This window comes from Pseudalkalibacillus decolorationis (assembly GCF_024609785.1).
In the GTDB taxonomy this organism is placed as follows: Bacteria; Bacillota; Bacilli; order Bacillales; family Fictibacillaceae; genus Pseudalkalibacillus; species Pseudalkalibacillus decolorationis.
Genome location: NZ_JANHJQ010000018.1, coordinates 64,670 through 91,571, shown reverse-complemented (window position 1 = coordinate 91,571; position 26,902 = coordinate 64,670). Strand labels below are relative to the sequence as shown.

The following is a 26,902-nucleotide window of genomic DNA, read 5'->3' as shown; positions in this document are numbered from 1 at the left end:
AAATCATTTGATTGGGATAAGTTCAATCTATTTCTTAGAAAATATCCATTGTCGAAGCTACGAGTAAAAGTGAACATATACGATCTTAGAAGCGAATTAAGCTATATTCTGTAAATGATGATGGAGAAGAGCCGTGTGCGGGAGTACCGCTCGCACGGTTCTGTGAGGGGGGCGGAGCACAATCCATAATGGAAAGGCTCCCTCCTACTCGACAAATTTTGCGGCATGGATGTAATGTCCAGCTTCAGCGCCCAACCACTTGGATCACTTCAGGCCTCCTGCGGCGGCAACACACTGAAGTACCCCATGTATATTCCCACGCAGGGCCGAACTTGTTTGGACCGAGCCTCCTCGTCGGTCTTCCAGTGACCTTCGTGGCTAAGCAGGTCGCTTGCGCTTTTCTTACACTATATGGCGCTAGTCAAGTTTTCTTTACCCAATTCCCTTTTTCATTTTTATGATATTTTTCTTTTACCGCATTCCACGCCACTTTATGGGCGGTTTTTTCCTCATCATATTGTTTTGATGCAGAGTTGAATGCCTCTTTATAAATTTCTTGACCATGCTTTGGTAAGTTATCACGTACTTGTTCAGGTAAGTCTCTTAAGGTATCGTATGGCATGAAAAAAGCACCCTCCTTTTTGTATGAAGGGTACCCGTTGTGTGAAATCGTTAAACGTTAGAATTCCAGGATAATGATTCCTACTAATTAATTAGCAGCTTTTTTCTCGACATTTACTTGGTGTGGGTAAGGGATTTCAATGCCATGTTCATCAAAGGCTTCTTTTATTGCTTTTCTAAGCTCACGTTCAACGCCCCATTGAGTATCATTTTTCGTTTTTGCAATCACGCGAAGAACGACATCTGATGCACCAAGTGCTTGTACACCTAAGACGTTAGGTCCATCGACGATGTTTTCATTCGTTGCAGCAATCCGATCACATACATTTTGAATGACTGTTACTGCGTTATCAATGTTATCATCATAAGAAATACCGATATCGACAAGTGCACGCATATTTCCTCGGGTATGGTTGCTTATCGAGATAATTTCACGGTTTGGAACGTAGTGAAGTGTTCCATTAAACCCACGAATATGTGTGGTACGAAGTCCGGTTTCTTCAACAATACCATCAAATCCAGCAGTCGTGACATAATCACCGACATCCAACTGCTTTTCAAGAAGAATAAAGAACCCGGTCACAACATCACTGACAAGACCTTGTGCTCCAAAACCGATTGCAAGTCCGACAATTCCAGCACCAGCTAACAATCCAGCTACATTAATATTGAATGTTCCCATCACTACCACAACAAGGATGAAAATTAGCACATAGGAAAAGATACTTTTGGTTAAGCTTCTTAATGTTTGTGTTCGTCCTGGAGTCATATGGTTACGTTGTTGCGCTTTATCAAAGGCAGAATTAATAATCCGTCCGCCTATAGCTCTTACTATTAAGAATGCGATGAGAATAAGGATTAATTTAATCGATATAATTCCGATGTCTTTCAAAATTTCAGCCCAATCAATCTTGTTCAATAATTCTTCCATTTAACTTGCAACTCCTTATGTATTTTGGCATATCCCCACTATACCGAATTTAAGGGGGGAGACGCAATTGAGATAATCAAAAAGATTGCGGAGTGTAAAACTTTTGAGATTCTCGTAAAAACACGTTAAACTAAGATAGGGTTAGAAATGAGTAAGGAAACTATCATTTGTATAATTCTACATTAAATTAATTCTCATATAAGTTTGACTCTTATTAAGAGATAGACTATAATGTAGCTTGTACGAAAATCATAGTAATAATACTAGGAGGAATCACATATGGCAGAACGTATGGTAGCCAAACAAGCACCGCGCTTTGAAATGGATGCGGTTATGTCTAACAAAGAATTTGGAAAAGTAAGTCTTGAAGAAAACATGAAAAACGATAAGTGGACAGTCCTTTTCTTCTATCCAATGGATTTCACATTCGTTTGCCCAACTGAGATAACAGCAATGAGCGATCGTTATGATGAATTCGAAGACCTTGATGCTGAAGTAATTGGTGTCTCCACTGATACGATTCATACTCACCTTGCATGGATTAACACAAACCGTGATGATAACGGTCTAGGTGAACTTAAGTACCCACTAGCAGCTGATACCAATCATAAAATTTCAAACGAATATGGTGTATTAATTGAAGATGAAGGTGTTGCACTTCGCGGATTGTTCATCATCAGCCCGGAAGGCGAACTAATGTATGCTGTTGTAAACCACAACAACATTGGTCGTGACGTTGATGAAACATTACGTGTCCTTCAAGCACTTCAAACTGGTGGACTTTGTCCTGCAAACTGGAAGCCAGGACAAGATACATTAAACGTTTAAGATTTTTTGAGTAAAATTGGGCTGACTTCTAGGTCAGCCCAATTTTTTTGTACTTATATTTCTGAATTTTGGTAGTATTAGAAAATATTTTGGAAATTTAAGAGAAAATAATGGTTATTTATTTCGGATTCCGTTATATTATTAATACTATGGCTATTTAATATTACATAAAAGGCAGGTGTACCATGGAAACGTTTAAGCGTTTGAAACAATTTTATTGGCCTTATCGTAACTATTTCTTCTTATCGGTCTTTTCACTGCTGTTTGTATCCGGAATTACAGTGATGTATCCGGTAGTGCTGCAGTTTACGATCGATGAGGTAATCCTTAATCAAGAATATCGATGGGTTCCTTATTTGGCTCTTGGGTTTGTGATCATTATGACCATTAAAGGAACAGCAACTTTTTTCCATCAGTATCTTGGTGATTTATTTGGGGTTACCGCGGTATATAAGCTTCGTGAAGAACTATATAAGAAGCTTCAGTATTTACCGTTTCGATATTACGATAATGCGAAGACCGGAGACTTGATGTCACGTTTAACTGCGGATGTTGAGGGATTTCGGTTCTTTTTATCCTTTGGCTTTGCACAAGTTATTAATTTTATTTTACTTGTATCGTTCAGTCTTGGCGTTATGTTCTATTACTCGGTTCCTCTCGCCTTTGTAACGCTCGGAATGCTGCCCTTTCTTGCGATTGCTGTCTACCGTTTTGATAAAAGAGTCCACCCTGCATTTAGAGGTATACGGAAATCAATGGGAAGATTAAACACAAAGGTCCAGGAAAATGTTAGTGGTATTAACACAATAAAATCCCTTTCTCGAGAAGATTTTGAAATTGGTAAATTCGTTAATAACAATAAAGACTACCGTGACAATTACCTTCAAACTTCCGATATTTGGGCAAAGTACTTTCCATTAATGGAGATGATCGGTAATCTCTGTGTTGTATTTTTGCTTTCATATGGGGGCTTCCTAGTCATTGACAATCAATTAAATCCAGGTGAACTTGTCGCGTTTTTCAGTCTTGTATGGTATATCATTTGGCCGATTATGAACCTTGGGTTTGTAATTAACACCTTTTCTCAATCGAAGGCGTCTGGTGAAAGATTACTTGAAGTTCTTGATGAGCCTGAGGATATCCAAGATATAGAAGACCCTATCTCAATTAATCATTTAGAAGGGCATGTTAAGTTTGATAAGATTACTCATAAATATGCAAGTGAAGAAGAGCATGCCCTTAAAGATGTTTCCTTCGATGCACCGAAAGGAACAACAATTGGGCTACTTGGAGCAACTGGATCTGGGAAGACAACGATAACTCAGTTGATTTCAAGATTTTACGAACCAATTGAAGGATCTATCTTAATTGATGGAAGGAACATAAGGGATTATTCAATCAAGTCCTTGCGTAAGAATATCGGTGTTGTTCTTCAAGAGACCTTTTTATTTTCCTCCACTATTCGAGATAACATAGCTTACGGAGATGCTGATGTAGAATTTGAAAAGGTTGTAGAAGCAGCCAAACGAGCACAGGCACACGAATTTATTATCGAACTCCCAGAAGGCTACGATACCGTCCTTGGTGAGCGCGGAATGGGACTATCGGGGGGGCAGAAACAAAGAATCGCAATCGCACGTGCGATCCTATCAGATCCTAGCGTTCTTATTCTAGATGATGCCACTAGTGCAGTGGACATGGAAACAGAATTTAAGATCCAGAAGGCCTTCCAGGAAGTAATGAAAGGTCGTACTACATTTATTATTGCGCATCGCATCTCCTCATTAAAGCATGCCGATGAAATTCTTGTTCTTGAGAATGGGGAAGTTGCTCAGCGTGGTACACATAATGAGTTAATTGAGCGTGATGGTATGTACCAAAGAGTATATAAAATTCAATATCAGGATAAAGAAAAAATCAAGCAAAGACAAACTGGGTAAGTGAGGTGACATGATGAGTCAGAAGACAAAACAGCGGTTCCATTATTCGCAGGATCAAGCAATTGAAAAGCAGTTTAACTGGCATCAAATGCTTCGGTTATTCGGTTATATGAAACCGTATAAGAGAAGTTTGCTACCTAAAGCGATTATCACGATGTTAATATCAACTGCGGTTAGACTTATAGCACCGATTTTCATCGGGGTTTTGCTGTTCGACCACGCTATCAAAGAAAAAAATGAAAATTTACTTATCCAATTGGTTATTGGTATTGCAGGATTATATATAATTTCTTGGATTGCCAATACGTACCGGATAAAATGGACGAATCAATTAGGTCAATATATCATTTATGACATCAGGCAAGGATTGTTCAAGCATATTCAACGATTATCTCATCGTTTTTTCGACCAGCGATCTGCAGGTTCGATACTTGTGCGAATTATAAATGATGTCAATTCGTTGCAGGAGCTATTTACGAGCGGGGTAATCAATCTATTAATGGATTTCATCTTGTTGGTGGGCATTATTGGCATCATGTTTGTTCTAAGCCCACAATTAACATTGGCGATAATGATTATACTACCGTTGATGTTTTTTATCTCAACCAAATTACGCCGTAATATTCGACGGTCATGGCAGATGGTTCGAATAAAACAAGCGAAACTGAACTCGCATTTAAACGAAAGCATACAAGGAATCCGTGTAACGCAATCTTATACACAAGAAAAAGAGAACATGGACTTTTTTGAAGGTGTAAATGGTGAAACGTTTGAAAGCTGGAGGGACGCAACGAAAAAGAGTGCATTTTTCCGACCATTTGTTGAAATGTCCAATGCAATTGGAACAGCAATACTCATTTGGTACGGCGTCTATTTAATTCAAAACGGTATGGATTACGGGGTGTTTGTCACATTTGCCTTTTATCTCGGAATGTTCTGGGAACCTATTTCAAGGATGGGGCAAGTGTATAATCAACTTCTTGTAGCAATGGCATCAAGTGAACGAATTTTTGAGTTTCTAGATGAGAAACCGAATGTATCGGAAAGAAAAGATGCGATTTCATTTGGCGAGATTGATGGGAAGATTGAATTTCAAGACGTGGAATTTTCTTATGATGAAAAGCGTAAAGCACTTAACGGAGTTAATTTAACAATTGAAGCAGGAGAGACGGTAGCACTTGTCGGCCATACTGGATCTGGTAAGACGACAATTGCCAACTTAATTAGTCGATTCTATGACCCAACTGCTGGTAAGGTTAAAATTGACGGGACGGATCTACGAGATGTTAAACTCGATAGTCTTCGTCAAAAGGTAAGTGTCGTGTTGCAGGATACATTTATTTTCTCTGGAACAATTATGGAAAATATTAGATTCGGACGTCCTGATGCATCCGATGAAGAAGTAATCCATGCAGCGGAAGCAGTGGGTGCAGGTGGATTCATAGAAAGACTCGAAAATAGATATGAAACAGAAGTTGAGGAAAGAGGGAACGTATTATCGGTTGGGGAAAGGCAGCTTCTGTCATTTGCTAGAGCGCTACTGGCTGATCCAAGAATCCTCATCCTGGATGAAGCAACGGCTAGCATTGATACAGAAACAGAAGTTAAAATTCAAACAGCTCTTAAAACGTTGTTGAAGGGGCGGACCGCGATAATTATCGCCCATCGACTTTCGACAATCCGTGAATCAGATAACATTTTTGTTCTCGACCACGGAAATCTGATTGAACAAGGGAACCATGATTCGTTAATGGATCAAAAAGGAGAATATTATGATTTAATCGTATCTCAATTTAAAATGTTAGATGCGATGTGAGAAAAGCCGCCTTGTGCGGCTTTTTGTCTTTCAAAAGTACAGCATTTATGCTCAACACTTCACAAGCGACACTAATCCTGTTAAACTTAATTTAATATAGTTCCTTTGTGATATTTGTCACAAAGTTTTCATCCCATTCCTACAAGTTTGTAACAAATTTTATTATGTTACTGATTATGTAGGGCTACAATAAGGGTAAAGACTATATGATTGTTCAAAAAGTAAACGTGTTTATTAGGATCATTGAAATGACAGTAGGGGGAGTAGACATGCCGGAATTAGATAGTGTTATGCTAAGTCGTTTGCTCACAGCTATGACGCTTGGTTTTCATATAATATTTGCTACACTTGGGGTTGGGGTACCACTATTAATTAGTGGTGCTGAATGGATTGGAATTAGGAGAAAGGATGAGCATTATCGTCTGTTGGCTAGACGATGGACAAGAGGTTTTGTTGTAACTGTAGCAGTTGGTGTTGTCACAGGGACGTGCATAGGCCTTCAGCTTTCGTTGCTCTGGCCAAGCTTTATGGAAGTGGCGGGTCAGGTAATCGGCCTCCCATTGTTTTTAGAAACATTTGCCTTCTTTTTTGAAGCGATTTTTCTCGGAATCTACTTATATACATGGGATCGATTTAAGAATCCATATTACCATTGGTTAATATCTGTACCAGTCGTGATCGGTTCTACAGCATCTGCTTTTTTTATTTCAACAGTTAATGCTTTTATGAACGCCCCTACGGGATTTGAGCTTAAGAATGGAGAAATTGTTGATATTCAACCACTCGTTGCTATGTTTAATCCAGCGACACCAACTAAAGCGTCACACGTCATTTCTACAGCATACATGACTGCAGCATTTGTACTTGCTGCTATAACGGCGTTTTTGATCTTACGGAAAGGGAAGAGCGAGTACTACAAAAAAGCCCTTCACTTTACGATGTTGACTGGATTTGTATTTGCTATTGCTACAGCTATTATTGGAGACTTCTCTGGTAAATATCTTGCAGAATATCAGCCTGAAAAGCTGGCTGCGGCAGAGTGGCATTTTGAAACAGAAAAAGGGGCTGACCTAATTGTTGGGGGTGTACTTAACGAGGATGGAGAGGTTGAACATGAGCTAAGGATTCCAAATGCTCTTAGTATTCTAGCTCACGCAGACCCTAACTCAGAAGTGATTGGACTAGAGGAGTTTCCTGAAGATGAGACTGCTCCATTATTCATTCATTATCTTTTTGATGTAATGGTTGGGATAGGTATGTTTCTTGTCTTCCTCTCAGGTTTATATCTATTATTTGTAAAATGGCGAAAGGGTAATCCATATTGGAGGCCACTTCTGTGGACCATCGTTGCCTCAGGTCCGTTAGCAATCCTAGCGATTGAAGCGGGTTGGATCTTTTCAGAAGTTGGTCGGCAACCGTGGGTCTTGTGGCATATGATGAAGACCTCAGAGGGAGCGACGACAAGTGAGCATGTTGGTCAAATGTTTATCCTATTTGCAGCACTATATATTTTGTTAGGGACGATTTGCACAACAGTGCTGTTAAAAATGTTCAGGAAAAATCCTGCAGAAACAGAATTTGAACAAATGAAGAAGCGATAGGAGGGGTGGAAATGGAAATACAACTACTAGGAATAACGGTGCTTTGGATCTTTCTATACGGCTATCTTATTGTCGCATCGATTGACTTCGGGGCTGGGTTTTTCGCTTACTACGGTAGAATCACTAAGAAAGATCACATTATCAATAACATTATCAGTAGATACCTTTCGCCAGTATGGGAAGTAACCAATGTGTTCTTTGTTTTCTTTTTTGTCGGTCTTGTCGGCTTCTTTCCAAGTACAGCGTATTATTATGGAACAGCACTCCTTGTACCTGGTAGTATTGGACTCGTTTTGTTAGCGATCAGGGGTTCATTTTATGCATTTGGGAATTACGGAGCAAAAGACAGTAATCTCTACATGTTTTTGTATGGGGCAACAGGCTTATTAATTCCTGCATCTTTGTCGACAGCACTTACGATCTCAGAGGGTGGTTTTATGGTCGAAGAGGGCGGGACCGTTGTTTTCCTAGTTAAAGAGCTATTTACAAGCTTCTATTCTTGGTCGGTCGTATTTCTAGCAATTGTAAGTGTGCTTTATATAAGTTCAATGTTCCTTACTTTTTATGCAAGTAAAGCAAAAGATCTACCCGCCTTAGAGCTTTTAAGAAAGTATGCCCTATTTTGGAGTCCACCGACGATCCTTGCAAGCTTTCTCGTATTCATGTCACTTAAAAATCATAATCCGGAACATTTTCAAAACATGCTTGATTACTCTTATCTATTTATGCTCTCGCTCTTTTGCTTTTTAACAGCTGTTTGGCTGGTCTATCGAAAAGTTCGATATGGAACAGCGTTTCTGTTTGTGATGCTTCAGTTTTTCTTTGCTTTTTTCGGGTATGGTGTTTCTCATCTGCCGTATATCTTGTACCCGTACATTACACTTGATACAGGCTTTACGAATGAAACGATGGGAATTGCACTCGTTATCGCCTTTATTGCTGGTTTGTTCTTGCTTATTCCATCATTGTATTTGATAATGAAGATGTTCTTGTTCGATGCCAAATATGTTCAAGGAGACCGAGTAAAATAAATAAAAGTTATGGTACAATGTTGGGGATAAAGAAGGCAATGGGGTATTGGAGGAATTAATATGAAGAAACAATTTGCTGTAATTGGATTGGGTCGGTTCGGAGGAAGCATCTGTAAGTCCTTGAGCAACAATGATATGGAGGTTCTTGCTATTGACAACGATGAGGATCGTGTCAACGAATATTCTTCGATTGCTACTCACGCGGTTATTGCGGACGCTACAGATGAAAACGTGTTAAAAAGCCTTGGAATCCGTAATTTTGACCATGTAATCGTCGCGATTGGGGATAACCTTCAGGCAAGCATACTTACAACCTTAATTTTAAAAGAGCTCGATGTTGACCATATAACGGTGAAGGCCCAAAATGACTATCATGAGAAAGTACTGCGAAAAATTGGTGCAGACCGAATTGTCCATCCAGAAAGAGATATGGGTATGCGAATTGCACATAATATTATGTCAAACAATGTGTTGGATTATCTAGAACTGTCTGATGAGCATAGCATTGTTGAACTCATTGCAAGTGAAAAAATGCATGATAAAACATTAATCGAGTTGGATATCCGAGCAAATTACGGATGTAACGTTGTTGCAATCAAACGGGGTGATGAAATAGAGGTATCACCACAAGCAACGTATACAATCCGTGAAGAGGACATTTTGATTGTGATTGGTGCCGATAATGATATTAGTCGCTTGGAGAAGAATTTGTTAATGGATTAATAGAGGTTGTTCAAAAAGTCCGGAGGCTAACAGGATGTTAGTCAGTTCGATGTTACCACAGGACGTGGTGGGTTTAATCGAACTTCCCATAATAGCTGTCGAATTTCTTCGTTCCTTGAAAAAGGAGAACACTTTTCCTGCGTGCGAGGTACCGCTTCCGTAGGTTACTCTAGTGTTCGATCTCTCCGGACTTGCACAGGACGTGCTGACTTCGACGTTAGGCTCACACGATGTGAGTCATATCAACGTTGTTACAGGATGTAACGTACTTAGTTGATGATCCTATATTGACGTGAGGTACTTAGTCGAAGTTCCATATGTACCTGCGTCTACAAGCGTATTCTTGGAAGTAAGCTTCCTCGGTACAACTCGTAGTAANGTTGATGATCCTATATTGACGTGAGGTACTTAGTCGAAGTTCCATATGTACCTGCGTCTACAAGCGTATTCTTGGAAGTAAGCTTCCTCGGTACAACTCGTAGTAATTATGCAAGTACCGCTCGTCGTTCTGGTCCTCGAGATTTTCACGCCTCGGGCTCACACGATGTGAGTCAGTTCAACGTTGTCACAGGACGTGACGAATTTAGTTGAACTTCAGATATTACGGCTCTTTTTGTCCTCCTTTTTGATCACGCACTAATAGTATATGTAAAAAAAGGGTTGACTCCTAAACGAGTCAACCCTTTTTATATTCTCTTTATATTTCCATAATGATTGGTAAGATCATTGGACGACGTTTTGTTTTCTCATAAAGGAATGGAGCAAGAACGTCTGTAATTTCATTTTTAATTTCTGACCATTGTGTTGTTTTTCTATCCATCATTGCATAAAGGTGCTTGGAAAGAATACCTTGTGCATCGTTAATCAAGTCCTCAGACTCTCTCATATATACGAAACCTCTTGAGATAATATCAGGGCCTGAAGCAATTCTAAATTCCTTCATATTAATGCTTACAACAACTACGACCAGACCTTCCTCTGAGAGGATTTTACGATCTCGAAGTACAATATTACCAATATCCCCAATCCCATTCCCATCTACATAGACAGATCCGGAAGGGATTTTACCAGCAATAGATGCCTCATTTTCACTTAATGCAAGCACTTCGCCATTGTCCATAATAAAGCAGTTCTTTTCGTCGATCTCACAGTCTGCTGCGAGTTTTGTATGCATTTTCATCATACGATACTCACCATGGATTGGCATAAAGTATTTTGGCTTCATTAAACGTAGCATTAGCTTTTGTTCTTGTTGACCACCGTGTCCGGAGGTATGAATATCATTTAGTGAGCCTGCAATAACGTTTGCGCCAGCTCGATATAACTGGTTGATTATCTTACTTACACTTAATGTGTTACCTGGAATCGGTGATGAAGAGAATACAACTGTGTCACCAGGGTTAATTTGGATCTGGCGGTGTGTACCATTAGCAATTCTAGATAAGGCAGCCATTGGTTCACCTTGACTCCCCGTACAGAGGATTGCCACTTCATTATCAGGCATCCGATTAATTTGGTTTGCTTCAATAAAAGCATCTTTAGGTGCACGAATATATCCAAGTTCTTGACCAATTGTGATATTTGAGTCCATGCTTCTTCCAAACACTGCGATTTTTCGGTTGTTTTCAACTGCAGCTTCAACAGCTTGTTGCAGTCGATGGATATTCGATGCAAATGTTGCAAATATAACTCGACCTTCAACTTTACGGAAAATGTCGTCAATACTTTCACCAACGCGTCGTTCTGACATCGTAAAGTCAGGTATTTCACTGTTTGTACTGTCAGATAATAAACACAAAACGCCTTCCTGACCGATTTGTGCCATTTTGGTTAGGTTAGCTGGTTCGCCGACTGGAGTAAAGTCGAACTTGAAATCTCCGGTATGCACAATATTTCCGGGAGGTGTTTTTACAACAACTCCATAAGAATCTGGAATAGAGTGAGTTGTTCTGAAAAATGTTATAGATGTTTTTCTGAATTTTATTACATCATCTTCTTGAATTTCATATAATTTGGTTCTACGTAACAAACCGTGTTCTTCAAGCTTATTCTTTAGAAGGCCAATTGCGAGTTTTCCGCCATAAATCGGGATATTTATCTGACGGAGCAGATACGGAATTCCTCCGATATGATCCTCATGGCCATGAGTAATAAATAACCCTTTAATTTTGTCTACATTTTTAACTAAATACGTGTAATCCGGAATTACATAATCGATACCGAGAAGTTCGTCCTCGGGAAATTTTATTCCTGCATCAATTAAAATAATTTCATCTTGGAATTGAACACCATACGTGTTTTTTCCAATCTCATCTAATCCACCTAATGCAAAGACTGCTGTCTGATGATTTTTTACAAATTTCATGTGTTATCTTGTCTCCAATTCAAAGTCTTCGGTTTGTTCTTCATACTCAAGGTGTTTTCCGGAAAGACCTTGTATGAATTCAATGTTATAATTTCGATCTGACAAGGCAGTCCGAACTGCTTGTACAGACTCTGCCTCCATAAAGAGGCTCTTCGTTTCTTCACGTACAGGGACCTCTTGTAGGCTTTCTTGATAAAATACTTTAAAAACCATGCTATAACTCTCCTTACCGTTTTCAAATAGTATCATCTTCGTATTATTATAAATGAATTCAAGAAGATTTTCATGCTTTTTCACATTTAGAAAGGATAAATACTTTCAAGCTGTAAGTAGCACAGGCATTTTAGAACATTTTTTCGGAATTGAAATTTTCAGTACAGGCACTATTTTTTTATAAAAAGGCATGTATGTAAAAGGAAAAGGTATCTAAGTAATTAAGATACCAAAATTATCAATGTAAAACAAATTTATAAAGGACGTTCAAAAAGTCCGGTAAAAATTTCAATCACGCATTTATAAAACATATCTTACGGTTGTGGAAGGTTTTTTGACACCCATTAATTCCTTCCACTTTCTTTTAATTCTTTTCTTTAAATTTCTCATCATGTCACCCTCCTCATTTTCACAGTCAAAATGTGTTTGATGTTATAATTAGTATGGAAAAATTACTGGATTAGGTTGCGAGGTAATTAGTGGAACTTGTTAGCAAGAGGATTTATTTGGTGTGTATATGAGAGGTGAAGGAGACTGGCATGAAATTATATGTAGCCTTAATTACATTAAGCTTGATCTGGGGGATGTCTTTTTTATTTATAAAGGTTTTAGTTGAGGATATCGGACCATGGGGAATTGTCTTTATTCGTTGTACCCTAGGAGCGTTGACTCTAATCGGGATTATGCTTTTACAGCGAAAAAAGTTATTTTCATTTTCAAAGAGCATGCCATGGCGAGCACTTGTCATTGTAGGTATCTTTAATGCTATGGTTCCATGGGGACTAATTGCGATAAGTGAAACAAGAATTTCAAGCAGCCTCGCGTCGATGGTAAATGCTACCACGCCGATATGGACGAGTCTAATTGGTGTAATTTTGTTCTCGGTACGTTTAAAATTGAAGCAATGGTTTGGTATTTTGATTGGGTTTATTGGTATTCTTATGTTGATTAATCTAGATGTGTCCCAGTTGTTTAATGAGGATCTTGTAGGTTTAGGCACAATGATTGCAGCAACACTTTGTTACGGGTATTGTTCACAATTCACAAAACGGAACCTTCAGGGTGTCAGTGTGATGGTTATTTCGTTATTCATATTGTTGATCGGATCCTTAGGGAGTACTGTGTTAATGGTGATCACTGGGGAGGGGCTCAATGTTGAATCAATTATCTCACCTGTATCAATTGCTGCTCTTCTCGGACTTGGTGTATTTGGATCCGGCCTTGCGTATTTGTTATTTTATTATATGATCCAAAAAGGGAGTGCTGAGTTCGCGACGTTCGTAACATACCTTGTACCTATAACAGCAATGTTATGGGGGCATTTCTTACTTGATGAATATATACCGCCATATGCGGTTTATGGATTGATTTTGATCTTTGTTGGGGTATTTCTCTCGACCAGACGAACTGTTAAAGCGAAGGTTCAAAGAGTAACAGGGGTGACGGGAAGGTAATTGAACTTCCGTAATAAGATAACAACTAGGACATTAAACAGAAGGGGAAAATGAAATGAAGAATAAAATTGTATTTTTTGATATAGATGGAACACTTTTGGATCATAACAAACAGTTACCAAAGGGAACTAAAGAAGCGATAACAGAACTGAAGAAACGTAATGTTCCGGTTGTGATTGCTACAGGTCGGGCTCCATTTATGTTTCAACCGCTGTTAAAAGAACTAACAATTGATAGCTTTGTTAGCTTCAATGGACAATTTGTTTCTTACCAAGACCAATGCATTTATGAAAATCCGATTGATTTAGAGGTATTGGAAAGGCTTGTAACACACTCGAACGAACATAATCATCCAATGGTGTTCTTAAATGAATTAGAGGGTAGAACAACACATGATCGCCATCCTCATGTTATGAAATCAATGGATGATTTACGACTGACTCATCCAGCACACGATCCGATTTTTTATCAAGGAAGACCAATATATCAAGCGTTGTTGTATTGCGAAAAGGGGGAAAAAGAATTAGCTTACCGAAACTCCTATAGTGATTTCAACTTTATCCGTTGGCACCGATTTTCCTTGGATGTTCTACCAAAGTTAGGTTCAAAAGCAATAGGCATTCAAAAAATGATTGAGCACCTCGGATACTACCAAGAAGATGTTATTGCGTTCGGCGATGGGTTAAATGATTTAGAAATGCTTGAATTTGCAGGCGCAGGGATAGCGATGGGAGATGGAAAAGAAGAAGCAAAGCGTGTTGCCGACTTTGTAACCAAACCGGTCGGTGAAGATGGGATTTATTATGGTTTAAAAAAGTTAGGGATTCTCTAAACCCTTTAGAAAACTTGGTAAAGCCAAGCCTTTGGCGCCGGCTGAGCCTTAGTTGCGCTTATACTATAGACAGTATTTTTATACTTTCTTAACGTGTAAAAAAGAGGCTGCATAAGAAGTTCTGTTGAGAACTTTTAAGTCAGCCCCTAAATTAGAAGATAAATATAATTTTTTTGCATTGATGAGTCCAGTCTAACCCTTGGATCACTTTAGTCTGTCTGCGGCGGGAACATATTGAATTACTGCATATATTCCCACGCAGGCCGAACTTATTGTGGGCCAAGTCTCCTCGTTATCCTTTCAGTGACCTTCGGGGCTGAACAGGCGGCGCTTTCGATTTTTCTTTATCTTCCAATCGCAATGCCATCCGGACGATTGAATGGATCTTCGGTATTGATATGATCATAAAACATTATTCCGTTCAAATGGTCAATTTCATGCTGGAAAACAATTGCAGCGAATCCTTTTAACTGAAGTTCAACCCCAGTTCCATTAACATCTGTGGCCCTCACCTTAATTTTTGCATATCTTGGAACAAAACCAGGCACCTCTCGATCAACTGATAAACATCCTTCACCAGCTTCTAGATAGGCTAATTTGATTGAATGACTGACTATACGTGGATTGAATAGTGCATGGCTATATTGCTTTTCATTTTCATCTTCCATTAATACGGAAATCATCCGCTTTGGGATGCCGATCTGTGGAGCAGCTAGACCTATTCCAGGGCGTAGTCCGTGTTCGACACTCATGTCGGGATCTTGGCTGTTAACCAGATATTCATGCATTTTTTTTAATGTATTAGTATCTTCTTCGCTAGCAGGGAGCTGGACTTCCTCGGCTCTTTGGCGAAGAACGGGATCTCCTTCTCTAACAATATCTTTCATTGTGATCATACGTTCACTCCTCTTTCTTCATTATTTCATGTAAAACGATCGTCAAGGATTGTGATTATTTTAACACAACTTTAATTTTTACGTTAAGGAAAGTTAAAGCTTAGTTAATCACTTATAATACATCTATGAATAAAAGGAGAAGGACTTCTGAATCCAAAGACTAAGCATATTATACTAATATATGCCTGTACACCAGAAATTGTCTTGTATGGGGTTGAGTAAACGTTTATTATAAATAAGTAAATACAACGTTTATAAGTAGAGAGTTTGGTAAGGGGGAGCTATGTTGTTCAGCAAGAAAATTGCAATACTTTCTGTTTGCTTCGTTATTATATTGAGTTCAGGTTGTTCATTTGGACAGTCATCATTAGAAAAAATTTACGAACATCTCGAAGAGACCGTATCATTAGAATCGGGTTTTTCTAAGGTTCAAGATCCGCTTGTAAAAGCTGAAAAAAAGGAGCAGGAGCTATTTTCTGAAATTTTAACTTTAAGTATGGAAGAGTTTGATAAAATTAAAAGCCTTGCTGACCAAGCTTCGGAACTTGCAAATTCGAGATCTGATTTCCTGAAAAAAGAAAAGGAAAGTATACATAATGCATATGAAGAGTTTAAATCAATTGAACCAATTGTAAAGGATCTTGAGAAAGAGAAATTAAAGGATAAAGCGAATGATCTTGTCGGTCTAATGAAGGATCGTTTTAAACGCTATAATGAACTTAATACAGCATATAACAAGGCGTTGGAGATGGATCAAAAGCTATATGATATGCTCAAAAACGAAAAGCTTTCACTTGATGAATTAAAAAAGTATATTGGTCAATTAAATAAACAATATGAACAAGTTTTTAAAGCACAAGAAAAGTTTAATGAATTAACAGAAGAGTATAATGCAAATAAAAAGGCATTTTATAAAGAAGCTGGTTTTACAAGTTAAATACCCGAAGAGTTGATAATTCTGTCAATTCATCGGGTATTTTCCTGTTAATACAGATGATCTAACTATACTAGTACAGTGGATGGAAATGCGGAAACTGATAAATAACACATTTACAACAAAAACATTGAAACACCAAAAGATTGACGGTGTTTTATTGAATGGTGTAAACTAAAAAACAAACGTAGTTGTACTATATAATGCATCTATGAAAACTAATACAGTTTCTGTTCCAATGTTACGTCTTTTCTGTACAAGCATTACGATTATAATGACGAAGAAAAGGGAACAAATTGTTGTGGGGCCTTTTTTTCATGTCTAGAAGTACAAAAATATCGTTGTATTGTCATTTATTGTGTAAATGTGGACAATCTAAGGAATGTGTATATTTTTGCCAGACGTAATTGGGACGAAATTATTTTACTTTTTTGAAGAAAGGAAGAGGTGACCTTCATGGGTACAAAAACCCTAAAGCAAATCGAAGAAGAATTTGAAACTTTCCAGATTCTGAATGAAGAAGGCAAAATTATAAATGAGGACGCAATGCCTGACCTATCAGATGAACAATTACAAGAGCTTATGGAACGAATGGTCTATACTCGTATTTGGGATCAACGTGCCATTTCCCTAAACAGACAGGGACGTCTTGGATTCTACGCACCTGTTGCAGGACAAGAGGCATCCATGCTTGGAAGTCAATACGCACTAGATAAAGAAGACTTTATTCTTCCAGGATATCGTGATGTTCCACAAATCGTTTATCATGGTTTACCTCTTTATCAAGCATTCTTGTTCTCTCGTGGTCACTTCCAGGGCAATCAAGTCCCTGAGGGGGTAAACGTTATAGCACCACAGATTATTATTGGTGCACAAATTACTCAAACTGCTGGAGTAGCACTAGGTCTGAAGAAACGCGGCAAGAAAAATGTTGCTATTACTTACACAGGTGACGGTGGTGCTTCACAAGGGGATTTTTATGAAGGAATGAACTTTGCAGGTGCATATAACGCTCCGGCTATATTTGTTGTACAAAATAACCGCTTTGCTATTTCTGTACCAGTTGAAAAGCAGTCTGCTGCAAAAACCATTGCTCAGAAGGCTGTTGCAGCTGGGATTCAGGGTATCCAAGTTGATGGTATGGATGTACTCGCTGTGTATGCTGCGACACAACAAGCTCGCGAACGTGCGGTTAATGATGAAGGACCAACATTGATTGAAACTCTAACCTATCGATACGGACCACACACTATGGCAGGAGACGATCCAACACGTTATCGTACAGAAGATATGGATAATGAATGGGAAAAGAAAGACCCGATTGTTCGTTTCCGTAAATATCTTGAAAGCAAAGATTTGTGGTCTGAAGAGAAAGAAAATGAAGTTGTAGAAAAGGCCAAAGAAGAAATTAAAGCTGCAATCAAAAAGACAGATGAAGCTCCTAAACAAAAAGTTACGGATTTAATTGAAATTATGTATGAAAAGCTTCCGAAAAATTTAGAGGAGCAAATGGAAGAATATAAAGAAAAGGAGTCGAAGTAAGCCATGGCCCAAATGACGATGATTCAAGCGATCACAGACGCGATGCGAATTGAATTAAAGAATGATGAAGAAGTGCTGATCTTTGGGGAAGACGTTGGTAAAAACGGTGGGGTTTTCCGAGCAACAGAAGGCTTGCAAAAAGAGTACGGTGAAGATCGCGTTTTTGATACACCCCTTGCTGAATCTGGAATTGGGGGACTCGCTATCGGGTTAGCGTTACAAGGGTACCGTCCAGTTCCTGAAATCCAGTTTTTCGGCTTTGTTTTTGAAACAATGGATGCAATTTCTGGTCAGATGGCTCGTTTAAGATATCGTTCTGGAGGTCGCTATAATGCACCGATTACGATTCGGTCACCATTCGGGGGCGGTGTAAAAACTCCTGAGCTTCATGCAGACAGCTTAGAAGGATTAATGGCGCAACAGCCTGGTTTAAAGGTTGTTATACCAGCCACTCCATATGATGCAAAGGGATTGCTATTATCTGCAATTCGCGATAATGACCCAGTCATTTTCCTTGAGCATATGAAGCTTTATCGTTCGTTCCGTGATGAAGTTCCCGAAGAGGAATATACAGTTGAAATTGGTAAAGCAGATGTTAAGAGAGAAGGAAAAGACATCTCTATTATTACGTACGGCGCAATGGTTCATTCTTCATTAAAAGCTGCAGAAGAGCTAGAGAAGGATGGCATTGATGCGGAGGTAGTAGATTTAAGAACTGTCAGTCCTCTAGACATTGATACAATTATCGAATCGGTTAACAAAACCAACCGTGCAATTGTTGTCCAAGAAGCACAAAAACAAGCTGGGGTTGCTGCAAACGTCGTTGCAGAAATCAATGATCGTGCAATTTTATCCTTAGAAGCCCCTGTGCTTCGTGTAACTGCACCAGATACTGTCTTCCCATTCTCAGCGGCTGAAGATGTCTGGTTACCGGACTACAATGATATTGTTGCCAAAGCAAAACAAGTTATGAACTTTTAAAACTCTTTAAAAGATTATTCAGTCGATAGAACATAAGGAGGCGAAACACATGGCATTTGAATTTAAACTTCCTGATATCGGTGAAGGTATTCATGAAGGTGAAATTGTAAAATGGTTTGTCAAGTCCGGTGATGAAGTTAAAGAAGATGATATTCTTTTAGAAGTACAAAATGACAAGGCAGTTGTTGAGATTCCTTCACCAGTCGATGGTACGATCAAGGATGTCAAAGTTGAAGAAGGAACGGTAGCTGTTGTTGGTGATGTCCTTATAACGATTGATGCAGAAGGTTATGAGGGAGACAGTGGGGAAACGGACGCTGAACAACCAAAGGCCGAAGAAGATCAAAAGCCTGAGGCGGACGAATCCAAAGAAGAAAGCAGTAAAGAAGATAAAGCTGGAGATAAAGAAGAAAAACCGGAAACATCAAAGAAAGAAAAAGTGGATGACGCAGAAGAGTCTGATGATGACCCGACGAATCGTGTAAAAGCAATGCCTTCTGTACGAAAATATGCTCGTGAAAAAGGTGTCAACCTTAAGAAAGTAACCGGATCTGGTAAGAACGAAAGAATTGTTAAGGAAGACATTGATTCCTATCTTGATGGGGGCGAACCAACCTCTGAGGCACAAGGAAAAGCTGCGGAGGATCAAAAAGAGACTTCTTCTGATGAGAAACAAGCACCACCAGCTGCAGTACACCAAGAGCCTGAAACACGTGAAAAGCTTAAAGGAATGCGTAAAGCAATTGCTAAAGCAATGGTCAACTCAAAACACACTGCGCCTCACGTTACTCATATGGATGAGGTGGTTGTAACGGATCTTGTTGCTCACCGTAAGAAGTTTAAAGAAGTAGCAGCAGATAAAGGTATTAAACTAACATACTTACCATATGTCGTTAAAGCTCTCGTATCAGCATTACGAGAATTTCCGATTTTAAATGCTTCAATCGATGATGAGAATGAAGAGATTGTTCATAAGCATTACTACAATATCGGTATTGCAGCGAACACAGATGCTGGACTTGTAGTACCGGTAATTAAGGACGCGGATCGTAAATCTGTCTTCACACTCTCAAATGAAATCAACGAGCTTGCAACGAAAGCACGTGATGGCAAACTGTCCACTGATGAAATGAAGGGCAGTACGTGCACAATCTCTAACCTAGGTTCTGCAGGGGGTCAATGGTTTACACCGATCATCAACCACCCAGATGCAGCGATCTTAGGTGTTGGACGAATTCAAGAAAAACCAGTAGTTCAAGATGGTGAAATTGTAGCTGCACCTGTACTTGCGGTTTCAATTAGTTATGATCACAGACTTGTTGATGGTGTAACTGCTCAGAATGCATTAAACCATGTTAAACGTCTGTTGAACGACCCACAATTATTAATAATGGAGGCGTAATTATGGTAGTAGGCGATTTTGCAGAAGAAGTTGATACATTGGTCATTGGTTCTGGACCCGGGGGATATGTTGCCGCAATTCGCGCTGCTCAAATGGGCCAAAAGGTAACAATCGTTGAAAAAGGTGAAATCGGCGGTGTTTGTCTGAATGTTGGCTGTATCCCGTCAAAAGCTGTAATAAATGCAAGCCATCGATTTGAACATGCCCAGCATTCAGATGATATGGGAATTACCGCTGAAAAGGTTACAATTGATATGAGTAAAGTTCAAGAATGGAAAGCTGGTATCGTAAAAAAATTAACTGGTGGCGTTGATGGACTTTTAAAAGCTAACAAAGTTGAAATCGTTAAAGGGGAAGCATATTTTTCTGATACAAATACAGTTCGTATCACAAAAGATGAATATACATCTCAAACCTACAAGTTTAAAGATTGCATCCTAGCTTCGGGATCAAGTCCAATTGAATTACCTTCTTTTAAGTGGAGTGATCGTGTCATTTCATCGACTGGTGCACTTGACTTAACGGAAGTCCCGAAAAAGATGGTTGTGATCGGTGGCGGTTACATTGGTATTGAACTTGGCTCTGCATATGCGAACCTTGGAACTGAAGTCACTATCCTTGAAGGTGGGAAGTCCATACTTCCAGGATTCGAAAAGCAAATGAGTACACTCGTATCACGCCGTCTAAAGAAAAAAGGCGTTGAAATTATTACAAACGCAATGGCGAAGGGTGTAGAAGAATCTGATAAAGGTGTAACAGTAACGGCCGAGGTTAAAGGTGAAGAAAAAACATTTGATGCTGATTATGTACTCGTTACAGTTGGTCGTAAACCAAACACAGAAGAGCTTGGACTTGAACAGATCGGGGTTAAAATCACAGATAAAGGACTAATCGAAGTGGATAAGCAAGGAAAAACATCCGTTGATGGTCTATATGCAATCGGTGATATCGTCCCAGGTCCTGCACTTGCTCACAAAGCTTCTTATGAAGGTAAAGTAGCAGCAGAAGCTATATCTGGAGAATCTGCTGTAATCGATTATCTGGCAATTCCAGCTGTCGTCTTTAGTGACCCGGAGCTCGCAAGTGTTGGTTACAATGAAGCAGAGGCGAAAGAAGCAGGGTTTGAAGTAAAGGCTTCTAAGTTTCCATTCGGAGCAAATGGACGTGCTCTATCATTAAATGATGCAGAAGGCTTTATGAAATTAATTACTCGAAAAGATGACGGACTCGTTATTGGTGCACAAATTGCTGGACCGAATGCGTCTGATATGATTGCAGAATTAGGACTTGCAATTGAAGCAGGGATGACTGCAGAAGACATCGCTCTTACCATTCATGCTCACCCAACACTAGGTGAGATTACTATGGAAGCAGCAGAAGTTGCTATTGGTTTACCTGTCCATATAGCTAAATAAGTCATACAAAAAGAGGGCCAATTTCGCCCTCTTTTTTGTATGATAAGAAACATAGATGCAATGGTCTTCAAATTGGTGATTGTACATATTTAGAGACCTGTCAAATTCCAATTTAGCGTTAAAAGTAGTAATAACTCTTCTTCAAAAGTATAAGAAGACCATATTTAATGAAAAACATGCAGATTTGACAGCTGTTCTCAAAAAAATCAACCGGAAAACCTGGAATTCAGCCAGATCGAGAATAATCTAGCCGAAAAATCTAGAATTCAGCCGTATCAAGAATAATTCAGCCGGAAAACCTGGAATTCAGCCGTATCAAGAATAATTCAGCCGGAAAATCTGGAATTCGTCTAAAATGAGAATAATTCAACTAAAAAGTTCGGAAGACCGGGATAATAAGGTGAAATATCGTTTTTTTACTGCTTATAAACCGGTTCAATTGTCTGGGTGATATGCTCTGAATCTTTATGTCCCTCCACTCTTACCTCAACTTCTTTCCCATTCATTATGATCAATGTAGGGTACGTAGAAATATTAAAGTATTGTACGATATCACTATTTTTCTTCTGGATAATTTTAATAGAGTTAAGCTTGTCCGGATATTTGTTCTGGAGATTGAGTAACGCATCATAATAAGATCTTTCTTCTGATTGATAATTTCCAGCTGAAAATAATAGTGTATGAACCTCAGCTTTATCAAAATTTATAGGTAATTGATTTAAAGTAGGGGTGAATTGGCAGCTGCTAAGTAACGCTAGTATAGCCAACATTGGTATTGAAAGAAATACACCTGACTTTTGTATCATGGAGTTCACTTCTTTCGTATTTAGAATCAGGAAATTAGGAGTAGTTATTGCACTCTTATAATAATTAGATTCTAACACGAAAAAATGACAAAATTTGATTCGTAAATGAAATGTTACAGAATTGCAAACTTGATAATCTTCTTTAAATAAAGTTGTATAGGTTGTTTTATGAACATATATAAATAGAAAGCTTATACGTTCTTAACGTGTAGATAAGGGGAGAGGAAGGGGATAAATGGTCTATTCGATGCTTGTTCTATCTTCGGTTCAAATCATTTTATGGAGCCTTTATTCCTTTGTCATCTACTTGTCACATCGAGACCCATCTTTATTTGAATACGTATTGATGGTTTTGTTTATCTATTTCGGGTATCTAATTGGTGTATGTCTACGAAATCCTAAGAAACAATCGGTTTGGCTAAGCTTGTTGGGAGCCTGCTTTTATTTAATAATTAAATTTACATAATAATATAAAGGGGACTGACTCGACATCTACTTTTATCGATGTTTTGGGTCAGCCCCCCTCTGTATTTGAATCCCCTTACGTTATTTATTGATTTTGTAATCTTCTTTTAAAGCCTTGATCGTAGAGATTACGATGAAGATCATAATGATTGCAAATGGGAAAGCGGCTATTATCGAGGCGGTCTGTAGACCTTGAAGGCCGCCTGTATACAGTAGGATTGCAGCGGATGCTGCTACTACAATCCCCCAAACAAACTTGATACCATTTGGTGGGTTTAGACTTCCATTTGTCGTTTGCATACCAAGTACAAATGTTGCAGAATCAGCTGACGTAATGAAGAAAGTGCTGATTAGCAGGATTGCAAGTAAAGACATTATGACTCCAAACGGAAATTGCTCAAGTAGTGCGAAGAGGGCAATCTCGGTACCGTTTTCTGGGTCGGTCATTATACCATAAAGTCCAAGTCCTTCAATTCGATCTAAAAAGACAGCGGAACCACCGAATACGGAGAACCATAATGCGCCGAAAATCGTTGGTACAAGAAGCACCCCTAGAACGAATTCACGAATCGTACGCCCCTTAGATACACGTGCAATGAACATACCGACAAACGGTGCCCATGCCATCCACCAAGCCCAATAGAATACAGTCCAGGATTGAATCCAGTCTTGACGAGTTTCACTAAAGGGTCCGAGTGTAAAACTCATCATCGGTAAATTCTGGATATAAGAGCCTAATGTTTGCGTAAACACATCCATAATAAAGTTTGTTGGTCCTGCAAACAGCAAGAAGAACATTAATAGAATGGCCAGTACAATATTTATATTACTTAAGTATTTGATTCCTTTGTTTAATCCTGTAGATGCAGAGAGAATAAATAACACGGTTACAACTGCTATAATGATAAGTTGTGTCATTTTAGTATTCTCTATTCCGTCAAATACATAGGATAGACCACCGCTAATCTGTGCAGCACCGAAACCTAATGATGTTGCTACACCAAAGACGGTTGCAAATACAGCTATTACATCTATCAAAATTCCAATGGGTCCATTAACACGATCACCTAGAAGCGGTCGGAAAATGGCACTGATTAGACCAGGTGCCCCTTTACGGAATTTAAAATAGGCAAGTGAAAGACCAATAACTGTATAAATCCCCCACGGATGAAGACCCCAGTGGAAAAACGCATAACGCAAAGAGGCCCGAGCTGATTCAACGGTTTCCCCATTTCCAGATGGAGGTTCATAATAATGAAATAAGGGTTCTGCCACCCCCCAGAAAACAAGACCGATTCCCATACCTGCACTAAATAACATCGCAAACCAGCTGACGGTACTGTAATCAGGTTCATCATCGTCCTTACCAAGTTTGATTTTTCCATACTTACTAAATATCAAATAGATAGCAAAGACAAGAAAAGCAGTTGCAGATAGCAGATAAAACCAACCGAATTTTACTTGGAGGAAGGCCTGTATCGCTGCAGTTTGATCAGCCAAACTTTGCGGCGTTAAAACACCCCAAACAATAAAGACAAGTGAAATAATGAGTGAAATTATGAATACCTTTGTGAACTTTTTCATCTTGTAACTCCCTTCTATAAAGTTTCAGAAACTTGCTGGATGTAACCTCCGAACCTCTTTACTTAATTCAGATAAAAAATTGGCACCGTCCCCCATTGTAATAAAAAGAAAAACCAAATTACAAGTAATAAGGTAGTCGATTTTACTTATCCATTTTATTAGTACCCCATTCATACTACACTTAACCGAATTTGCACAATTTTAGGTGTTTTGTCTCTACTAATTTTGCAGTATCCATTTTATACTAAAATAAGAAAGATTTACGACAGAGAGAAAAAGGGGAGTCGAAATGAAGCATGGACTTATTCTGCTGATGCTCGTCATTCTTATTGGATGTAATGCACCGACAGCAGAGGAAAAGGAACGGAAATCTAAGGAAGAAAGCAAGGTGCATGTACAGACCACTAAGGAAGATACAGCAGAAGAACAAGAAGATTCAGTAGAGGAAGAGTCTTCCACCGCTATTAAGGATGAAGGAGAAAAACCCGAAGCAAAGGAACCGGAAGTAACCTATACGATCAACCCAGCAAATTGGACGTTACAGACAGACTCAAAGAATCATAAACAAGGTGTATTACTTACCATTGATGATGCCCCAGATACATACGGATTAGAGATGGCCAAAACATTAAAAAAATTAGATGTACCAGCGATCTTTTTTGTAAATGGACATTTTATTGAAACGGAAGAAGAAAAGAAGGTATTGAAAGCAATACATAGGCTTGGATTTGAAATCGGAAATCATACGATGACTCATGCAAACCTGTCGAACTTATCCGTAGAAGAACAGAAACAGGAGATCCTAACATTAAATGAAAAGATTGAATCCATCACTGGAGAAAAGTCTATATTTTTTCGTGCGCCATTCGGGGTTAATACAGTCTTTTCAAAGCAATTAACGAAAGAACAAAATATGATGTTCATGAATTGGACATATGGATATGATTGGGAAGCTGAATATCAGAATAGTAATACACTTGCTGATATTATGGTAAATACGGAATTACTGACGGATGGTGCTATTTTACTTGCTCATGATCGAGAATGGACGAATGAAGCATTAACATCCATTGTTAAAGGATTACAGGATAAAGGATATCAGTTTATTGACCCTGATCAAATTGTGAAGTGAAGAAAAGCAGGGGGGCTGACCCAAAAGGCTTTTGAGTCACTCCCTTCAATAGTTATAACCACTGCAGGCAGGAGCCCTTTTTGAAGATAATTTTCTTGCAGGTGTAGATAATTAACGAATTCTTGAGATCTTCAGGGATTTTTATAGATCATTTGCCAAGTTTTCTTACCTCTTATAAAAATACATGATGCGATTGTTGAAAAGTCGAAGTTCCGCGTCTAGTTTTTTCGCTACGAATTTACAAAACTCGTTTGCTTTACCTTTATCCCCATGTGTTGAACCGTTAGGTAGTACAACCTGGATAAACGTATTACTTTCTTCCGTATCATCTTTATTTTTCCCTTGTTCTCTACCTAAACCTACAATGATGTATTTATAGTCGTCTTGGTCGTGACCTTTGAGCAGAAAATAGGTGTCCTTTCCGTTTTCATGTTGTTCCAGCTCATAAGGGAAGGCAGCCGATCCATACTCCCAATTTAATTGAGCGCCGGTTTTCGAAGTAATGTCTTGATAATAGTTAATAAGTTCTTTAACCTCTTGTAACGTAATCTCCTGTTGCTTTGACTTTGATACAAGCTTTATGTATGCACTGCTAGACAAATTTGTTCACCCCTTGTTACAGTCCTTTACAAATCTATACTAGCACTATCAAGTATTAAATGACAACGACTCCATAATAAAATATTTTTCAGGTGAGAACTTTGGGAAGTTTTGTCGAATCAGTTGTTTTTGAATAGGATGGTTAGTATAATTAAAATATTCAAAAAATTCTGAAGGAGGGCGTCGTATGGATTTATTTGATAAGTTGTATGATGAAGATGAGACGGTTAAAGTTAGATTTGTTGGGTTTACTACTGAAAATGTACGCTACGATTTTGGGGTTATTTATACAAATATGTTTTTTGGGAAACCGCTTGTCGTGTGCATGCAAACTGGGCGCTCCACTCTTATGGATGCAGCGGATCTGAAAAATACGGATAATATTCAAAAAGTTTTTCGGATTTCTTCAAAGCAGGAGGCAGAAGACTTGTCCGCATTTTTTGAAGAATCACTTCCATTTTCTCCGATTGCAGAACAATATGATTAATTAAAGGGAAAGGGGTATGGCTATTAATGAGCCGTACCCCTTTTTGATAAAAAAAAGAAGGTATAAGAATACTTTCTATAGCATAAGTGTAACTAAGGCGATCGACAGCGCTGAAGCTTGGCGCTAGCAACGTTTTTATTTACACGTTAAGAAAGTATAAAAATACTTTCTATAGTATAAGTGCAACTAAGGCTCAGCCTGCGCTAAAGGCTTGGCTTTACCAAGTTTTCTTTAAATAGATGTAGCACAAAAGGTTTAATAGGTTATACAATTTATTGTTGACATTTCAATTGTGACATCATA

23 protein-coding genes are annotated in these 26,902 nt (G+C 38.7%); 15 read left to right on the top strand and 8 right to left on the bottom strand.

Annotated elements, in window-relative coordinates:
- Positions 1 to 421 precede the first annotated feature (421 nt).
- Together NON16_RS17060 and NON16_RS17055 are read right to left on the bottom strand one after the other, a co-directional pair.
- Positions 422 to 622 carry a ChaB family protein gene (locus NON16_RS17060; protein ID WP_257350633.1) on the bottom strand — a complete coding sequence of 67 codons (201 nt, stop codon included), beginning with the start codon at positions 620 to 622 and terminating at the stop codon, positions 422 to 424.
- A gap of 87 nt (positions 623 to 709) precedes the next feature.
- Positions 710 to 1,552 (bottom strand): mechanosensitive ion channel family protein, encoded by an 843-nt coding sequence (locus NON16_RS17055; RefSeq protein ID WP_257350632.1) that lies wholly within the window; start codon positions 1,550 to 1,552, stop codon positions 710 to 712.
- Between the two features lie 279 nt (positions 1,553 to 1,831).
- Here NON16_RS17055 and NON16_RS17050 point away from each other — a divergent pair, with 279 nt between their 5' ends.
- The 6 genes from NON16_RS17050 to NON16_RS17025 all read left to right on the top strand — a co-directional run bounded on the left by NON16_RS17050 (position 1,832) and on the right by NON16_RS17025 (position 9,491).
- Complete coding sequence (locus tag NON16_RS17050) at positions 1,832 to 2,380, top strand: peroxiredoxin (protein ID WP_257350631.1); 549 nt, start codon at positions 1,832 to 1,834, stop codon at positions 2,378 to 2,380.
- Positions 2,381 to 2,565: 185 nt separating this feature from the next.
- Positions 2,566 to 4,320: an ABC transporter ATP-binding protein gene (locus NON16_RS17045; RefSeq protein WP_257350630.1), complete on the top strand. Its 1,755-nt coding sequence runs from the start codon at positions 2,566 to 2,568 to the stop codon at positions 4,318 to 4,320.
- A 10-nt stretch (positions 4,321 to 4,330) separates the two neighbouring features.
- Positions 4,331 to 6,136 carry an ABC transporter ATP-binding protein gene (locus NON16_RS17040; RefSeq protein ID WP_372508832.1) on the top strand — a complete coding sequence of 602 codons (1,806 nt, stop codon included), beginning with the start codon at positions 4,331 to 4,333 and terminating at the stop codon, positions 6,134 to 6,136.
- Positions 6,137 to 6,405: 269 nt separating this feature from the next.
- A complete protein-coding gene (locus NON16_RS17035; protein ID WP_257350636.1) occupies positions 6,406 to 7,737 on the top strand; it encodes a cytochrome ubiquinol oxidase subunit I in 1,332 nt (443 codons plus the stop codon).
- Between the two features lie 11 nt (positions 7,738 to 7,748).
- Positions 7,749 to 8,768, top strand: a complete 1,020-nt coding sequence (locus NON16_RS17030; RefSeq protein WP_257350628.1) for a cytochrome d ubiquinol oxidase subunit II — start codon at positions 7,749 to 7,751, stop codon at positions 8,766 to 8,768.
- A 60-nt stretch (positions 8,769 to 8,828) separates the two neighbouring features.
- Positions 8,829 to 9,491, top strand: coding sequence for a potassium channel family protein (locus NON16_RS17025; RefSeq protein WP_257350627.1), 663 nt, complete (start codon positions 8,829 to 8,831; stop codon positions 9,489 to 9,491).
- Between the two features lie 697 nt (positions 9,492 to 10,188).
- Here NON16_RS17025 and rnjA read toward each other — a convergent pair.
- Positions 10,189 to 11,856: a ribonuclease J1 gene (gene rnjA, locus NON16_RS17020; RefSeq protein WP_257350626.1), complete on the bottom strand. Its 1,668-nt coding sequence runs from the start codon at positions 11,854 to 11,856 to the stop codon at positions 10,189 to 10,191.
- A 3-nt stretch (positions 11,857 to 11,859) separates the two neighbouring features.
- Positions 11,860 to 12,069 (bottom strand): DNA-dependent RNA polymerase subunit epsilon, encoded by a 210-nt coding sequence (locus NON16_RS17015; RefSeq protein WP_257350625.1) that lies wholly within the window; start codon positions 12,067 to 12,069, stop codon positions 11,860 to 11,862.
- 539 nt (positions 12,070 to 12,608) lie between these two features.
- Here NON16_RS17015 and NON16_RS17010 point away from each other — a divergent pair.
- Positions 12,609 to 13,523, top strand: a complete 915-nt coding sequence (locus NON16_RS17010; RefSeq protein ID WP_257350624.1) for a DMT family transporter — start codon at positions 12,609 to 12,611, stop codon at positions 13,521 to 13,523.
- Positions 13,524 to 13,578: 55 nt separating this feature from the next.
- A complete protein-coding gene (locus NON16_RS17005) occupies positions 13,579 to 14,355 on the top strand; it encodes a Cof-type HAD-IIB family hydrolase (protein WP_257350623.1) in 777 nt (258 codons plus the stop codon).
- 344 nt (positions 14,356 to 14,699) lie between these two features.
- On the opposite strand, the gene def is transcribed toward NON16_RS17005, so the two are convergent.
- On the bottom strand, positions 14,700 to 15,251 hold the full coding sequence (gene def, locus NON16_RS17000; RefSeq protein WP_257350622.1) for a peptide deformylase: 552 nt from the start codon (positions 15,249 to 15,251) through the stop codon (positions 14,700 to 14,702).
- 286 nt (positions 15,252 to 15,537) lie between these two features.
- On the opposite strand from def, the gene NON16_RS16995 reads away from it, so the two are divergent.
- The 5 genes from NON16_RS16995 (at position 15,538) to lpdA (ending at position 21,525) form a co-directional block, all read left to right on the top strand.
- Positions 15,538 to 16,188: a YkyA family protein gene (locus NON16_RS16995; protein WP_257350621.1), complete on the top strand. Its 651-nt coding sequence runs from the start codon at positions 15,538 to 15,540 to the stop codon at positions 16,186 to 16,188.
- Positions 16,189 to 16,641: 453 nt separating this feature from the next.
- A complete protein-coding gene (gene pdhA / locus NON16_RS16990) occupies positions 16,642 to 17,727 on the top strand; it encodes a pyruvate dehydrogenase (acetyl-transferring) E1 component subunit alpha (protein ID WP_257350620.1) in 1,086 nt (361 codons plus the stop codon).
- A gap of 3 nt (positions 17,728 to 17,730) precedes the next feature.
- The gene (locus NON16_RS16985) at positions 17,731 to 18,708 is read left to right on the top strand and encodes an alpha-ketoacid dehydrogenase subunit beta (protein ID WP_257350619.1); all 978 of its coding nucleotides are present in this window, start codon (positions 17,731 to 17,733) and stop codon (positions 18,706 to 18,708) included.
- A 49-nt stretch (positions 18,709 to 18,757) separates the two neighbouring features.
- A complete protein-coding gene (locus NON16_RS16980; RefSeq protein ID WP_257350618.1) occupies positions 18,758 to 20,110 on the top strand; it encodes a dihydrolipoamide acetyltransferase family protein in 1,353 nt (450 codons plus the stop codon).
- 2 nt (positions 20,111 to 20,112) lie between these two features.
- Positions 20,113 to 21,525: a dihydrolipoyl dehydrogenase gene (gene lpdA / locus NON16_RS16975; protein ID WP_257350617.1), complete on the top strand. Its 1,413-nt coding sequence runs from the start codon at positions 20,113 to 20,115 to the stop codon at positions 21,523 to 21,525.
- Between the two features lie 416 nt (positions 21,526 to 21,941).
- Here the strand turns inward: lpdA and NON16_RS16970 are convergent, their stop codons facing one another.
- Together NON16_RS16970 and NON16_RS16965 are read right to left on the bottom strand one after the other, a co-directional pair.
- The gene (locus NON16_RS16970; protein WP_257350616.1) at positions 21,942 to 22,331 is read right to left on the bottom strand and encodes a thioredoxin; all 390 of its coding nucleotides are present in this window, start codon (positions 22,329 to 22,331) and stop codon (positions 21,942 to 21,944) included.
- 546 nt (positions 22,332 to 22,877) lie between these two features.
- Positions 22,878 to 24,380 (bottom strand): glycine betaine uptake BCCT transporter, encoded by a 1,503-nt coding sequence (locus NON16_RS16965; protein WP_257350615.1) that lies wholly within the window; start codon positions 24,378 to 24,380, stop codon positions 22,878 to 22,880.
- 289 nt (positions 24,381 to 24,669) lie between these two features.
- Between NON16_RS16965 and NON16_RS16960 the strand changes: the two genes are divergently transcribed.
- Positions 24,670 to 25,512 (top strand): polysaccharide deacetylase family protein, encoded by an 843-nt coding sequence (locus tag NON16_RS16960; RefSeq protein WP_257350614.1) that lies wholly within the window; start codon positions 24,670 to 24,672, stop codon positions 25,510 to 25,512.
- 165 nt (positions 25,513 to 25,677) lie between these two features.
- Here the strand turns inward: NON16_RS16960 and NON16_RS16955 are convergent, their stop codons facing one another.
- Entirely contained in the window at positions 25,678 to 26,112 is a 435-nt protein-coding gene (locus tag NON16_RS16955) for a DUF1885 family protein (RefSeq protein WP_257350613.1), read from the bottom strand.
- 187 nt (positions 26,113 to 26,299) lie between these two features.
- On the opposite strand from NON16_RS16955, the gene NON16_RS16950 reads away from it, so the two are divergent.
- A complete protein-coding gene (locus NON16_RS16950; protein ID WP_257350612.1) occupies positions 26,300 to 26,599 on the top strand; it encodes a DUF3055 domain-containing protein in 300 nt (99 codons plus the stop codon).
- Positions 26,600 to 26,902 lie beyond the last annotated feature (303 nt).

What these genes read in the sequence shown, in the direction of transcription:
- NON16_RS17055 (WP_257350632.1), bottom strand. Translation starts at nt 1,552, where the DNA reads ATGGAAGAATTATTGAACAAGATTGATTGGGCTGAAATTTTGAAAGAC.
- NON16_RS17010 (WP_257350624.1), top strand. Translation starts at nt 12,609, where the DNA reads ATGAAATTATATGTAGCCTTAATTACATTAAGCTTGATCTGGGGGATG.
- NON16_RS17060 (WP_257350633.1), bottom strand. Translation starts at nt 622, where the DNA reads ATGCCATACGATACCTTAAGAGACTTACCTGAACAAGTACGTGATAAC.
- NON16_RS16970 (WP_257350616.1), bottom strand. Translation starts at nt 22,331, where the DNA reads ATGATACAAAAGTCAGGTGTATTTCTTTCAATACCAATGTTGGCTATA.
- NON16_RS17030 (WP_257350628.1), top strand. Translation starts at nt 7,749, where the DNA reads ATGGAAATACAACTACTAGGAATAACGGTGCTTTGGATCTTTCTATAC.
- NON16_RS17040 (WP_372508832.1), top strand. Translation starts at nt 4,331, where the DNA reads ATGATGAGTCAGAAGACAAAACAGCGGTTCCATTATTCGCAGGATCAA.
- NON16_RS17025 (WP_257350627.1), top strand. Translation starts at nt 8,829, where the DNA reads ATGAAGAAACAATTTGCTGTAATTGGATTGGGTCGGTTCGGAGGAAGC.
- NON16_RS16965 (WP_257350615.1), bottom strand. Translation starts at nt 24,380, where the DNA reads ATGAAAAAGTTCACAAAGGTATTCATAATTTCACTCATTATTTCACTT.
- NON16_RS17015 (WP_257350625.1), bottom strand. Translation starts at nt 12,069, where the DNA reads ATGGTTTTTAAAGTATTTTATCAAGAAAGCCTACAAGAGGTCCCTGTA.
- def (WP_257350622.1), bottom strand. Translation starts at nt 15,251, where the DNA reads ATGATCACAATGAAAGATATTGTTAGAGAAGGAGATCCCGTTCTTCGC.
- NON16_RS17005 (WP_257350623.1), top strand. Translation starts at nt 13,579, where the DNA reads ATGAAGAATAAAATTGTATTTTTTGATATAGATGGAACACTTTTGGAT.
- NON16_RS16960 (WP_257350614.1), top strand. Translation starts at nt 24,670, where the DNA reads ATGAAGCATGGACTTATTCTGCTGATGCTCGTCATTCTTATTGGATGT.
- NON16_RS16980 (WP_257350618.1), top strand. Translation starts at nt 18,758, where the DNA reads ATGGCATTTGAATTTAAACTTCCTGATATCGGTGAAGGTATTCATGAA.
- NON16_RS16950 (WP_257350612.1), top strand. Translation starts at nt 26,300, where the DNA reads ATGGATTTATTTGATAAGTTGTATGATGAAGATGAGACGGTTAAAGTT.
- NON16_RS17045 (WP_257350630.1), top strand. Translation starts at nt 2,566, where the DNA reads ATGGAAACGTTTAAGCGTTTGAAACAATTTTATTGGCCTTATCGTAAC.
- NON16_RS17050 (WP_257350631.1), top strand. Translation starts at nt 1,832, where the DNA reads ATGGCAGAACGTATGGTAGCCAAACAAGCACCGCGCTTTGAAATGGAT.
- pdhA (WP_257350620.1), top strand. Translation starts at nt 16,642, where the DNA reads ATGGGTACAAAAACCCTAAAGCAAATCGAAGAAGAATTTGAAACTTTC.
- lpdA (WP_257350617.1), top strand. Translation starts at nt 20,113, where the DNA reads ATGGTAGTAGGCGATTTTGCAGAAGAAGTTGATACATTGGTCATTGGT.
- NON16_RS16985 (WP_257350619.1), top strand. Translation starts at nt 17,731, where the DNA reads ATGGCCCAAATGACGATGATTCAAGCGATCACAGACGCGATGCGAATT.
- rnjA (WP_257350626.1), bottom strand. Translation starts at nt 11,856, where the DNA reads ATGAAATTTGTAAAAAATCATCAGACAGCAGTCTTTGCATTAGGTGGA.
- NON16_RS17035 (WP_257350636.1), top strand. Translation starts at nt 6,406, where the DNA reads ATGCCGGAATTAGATAGTGTTATGCTAAGTCGTTTGCTCACAGCTATG.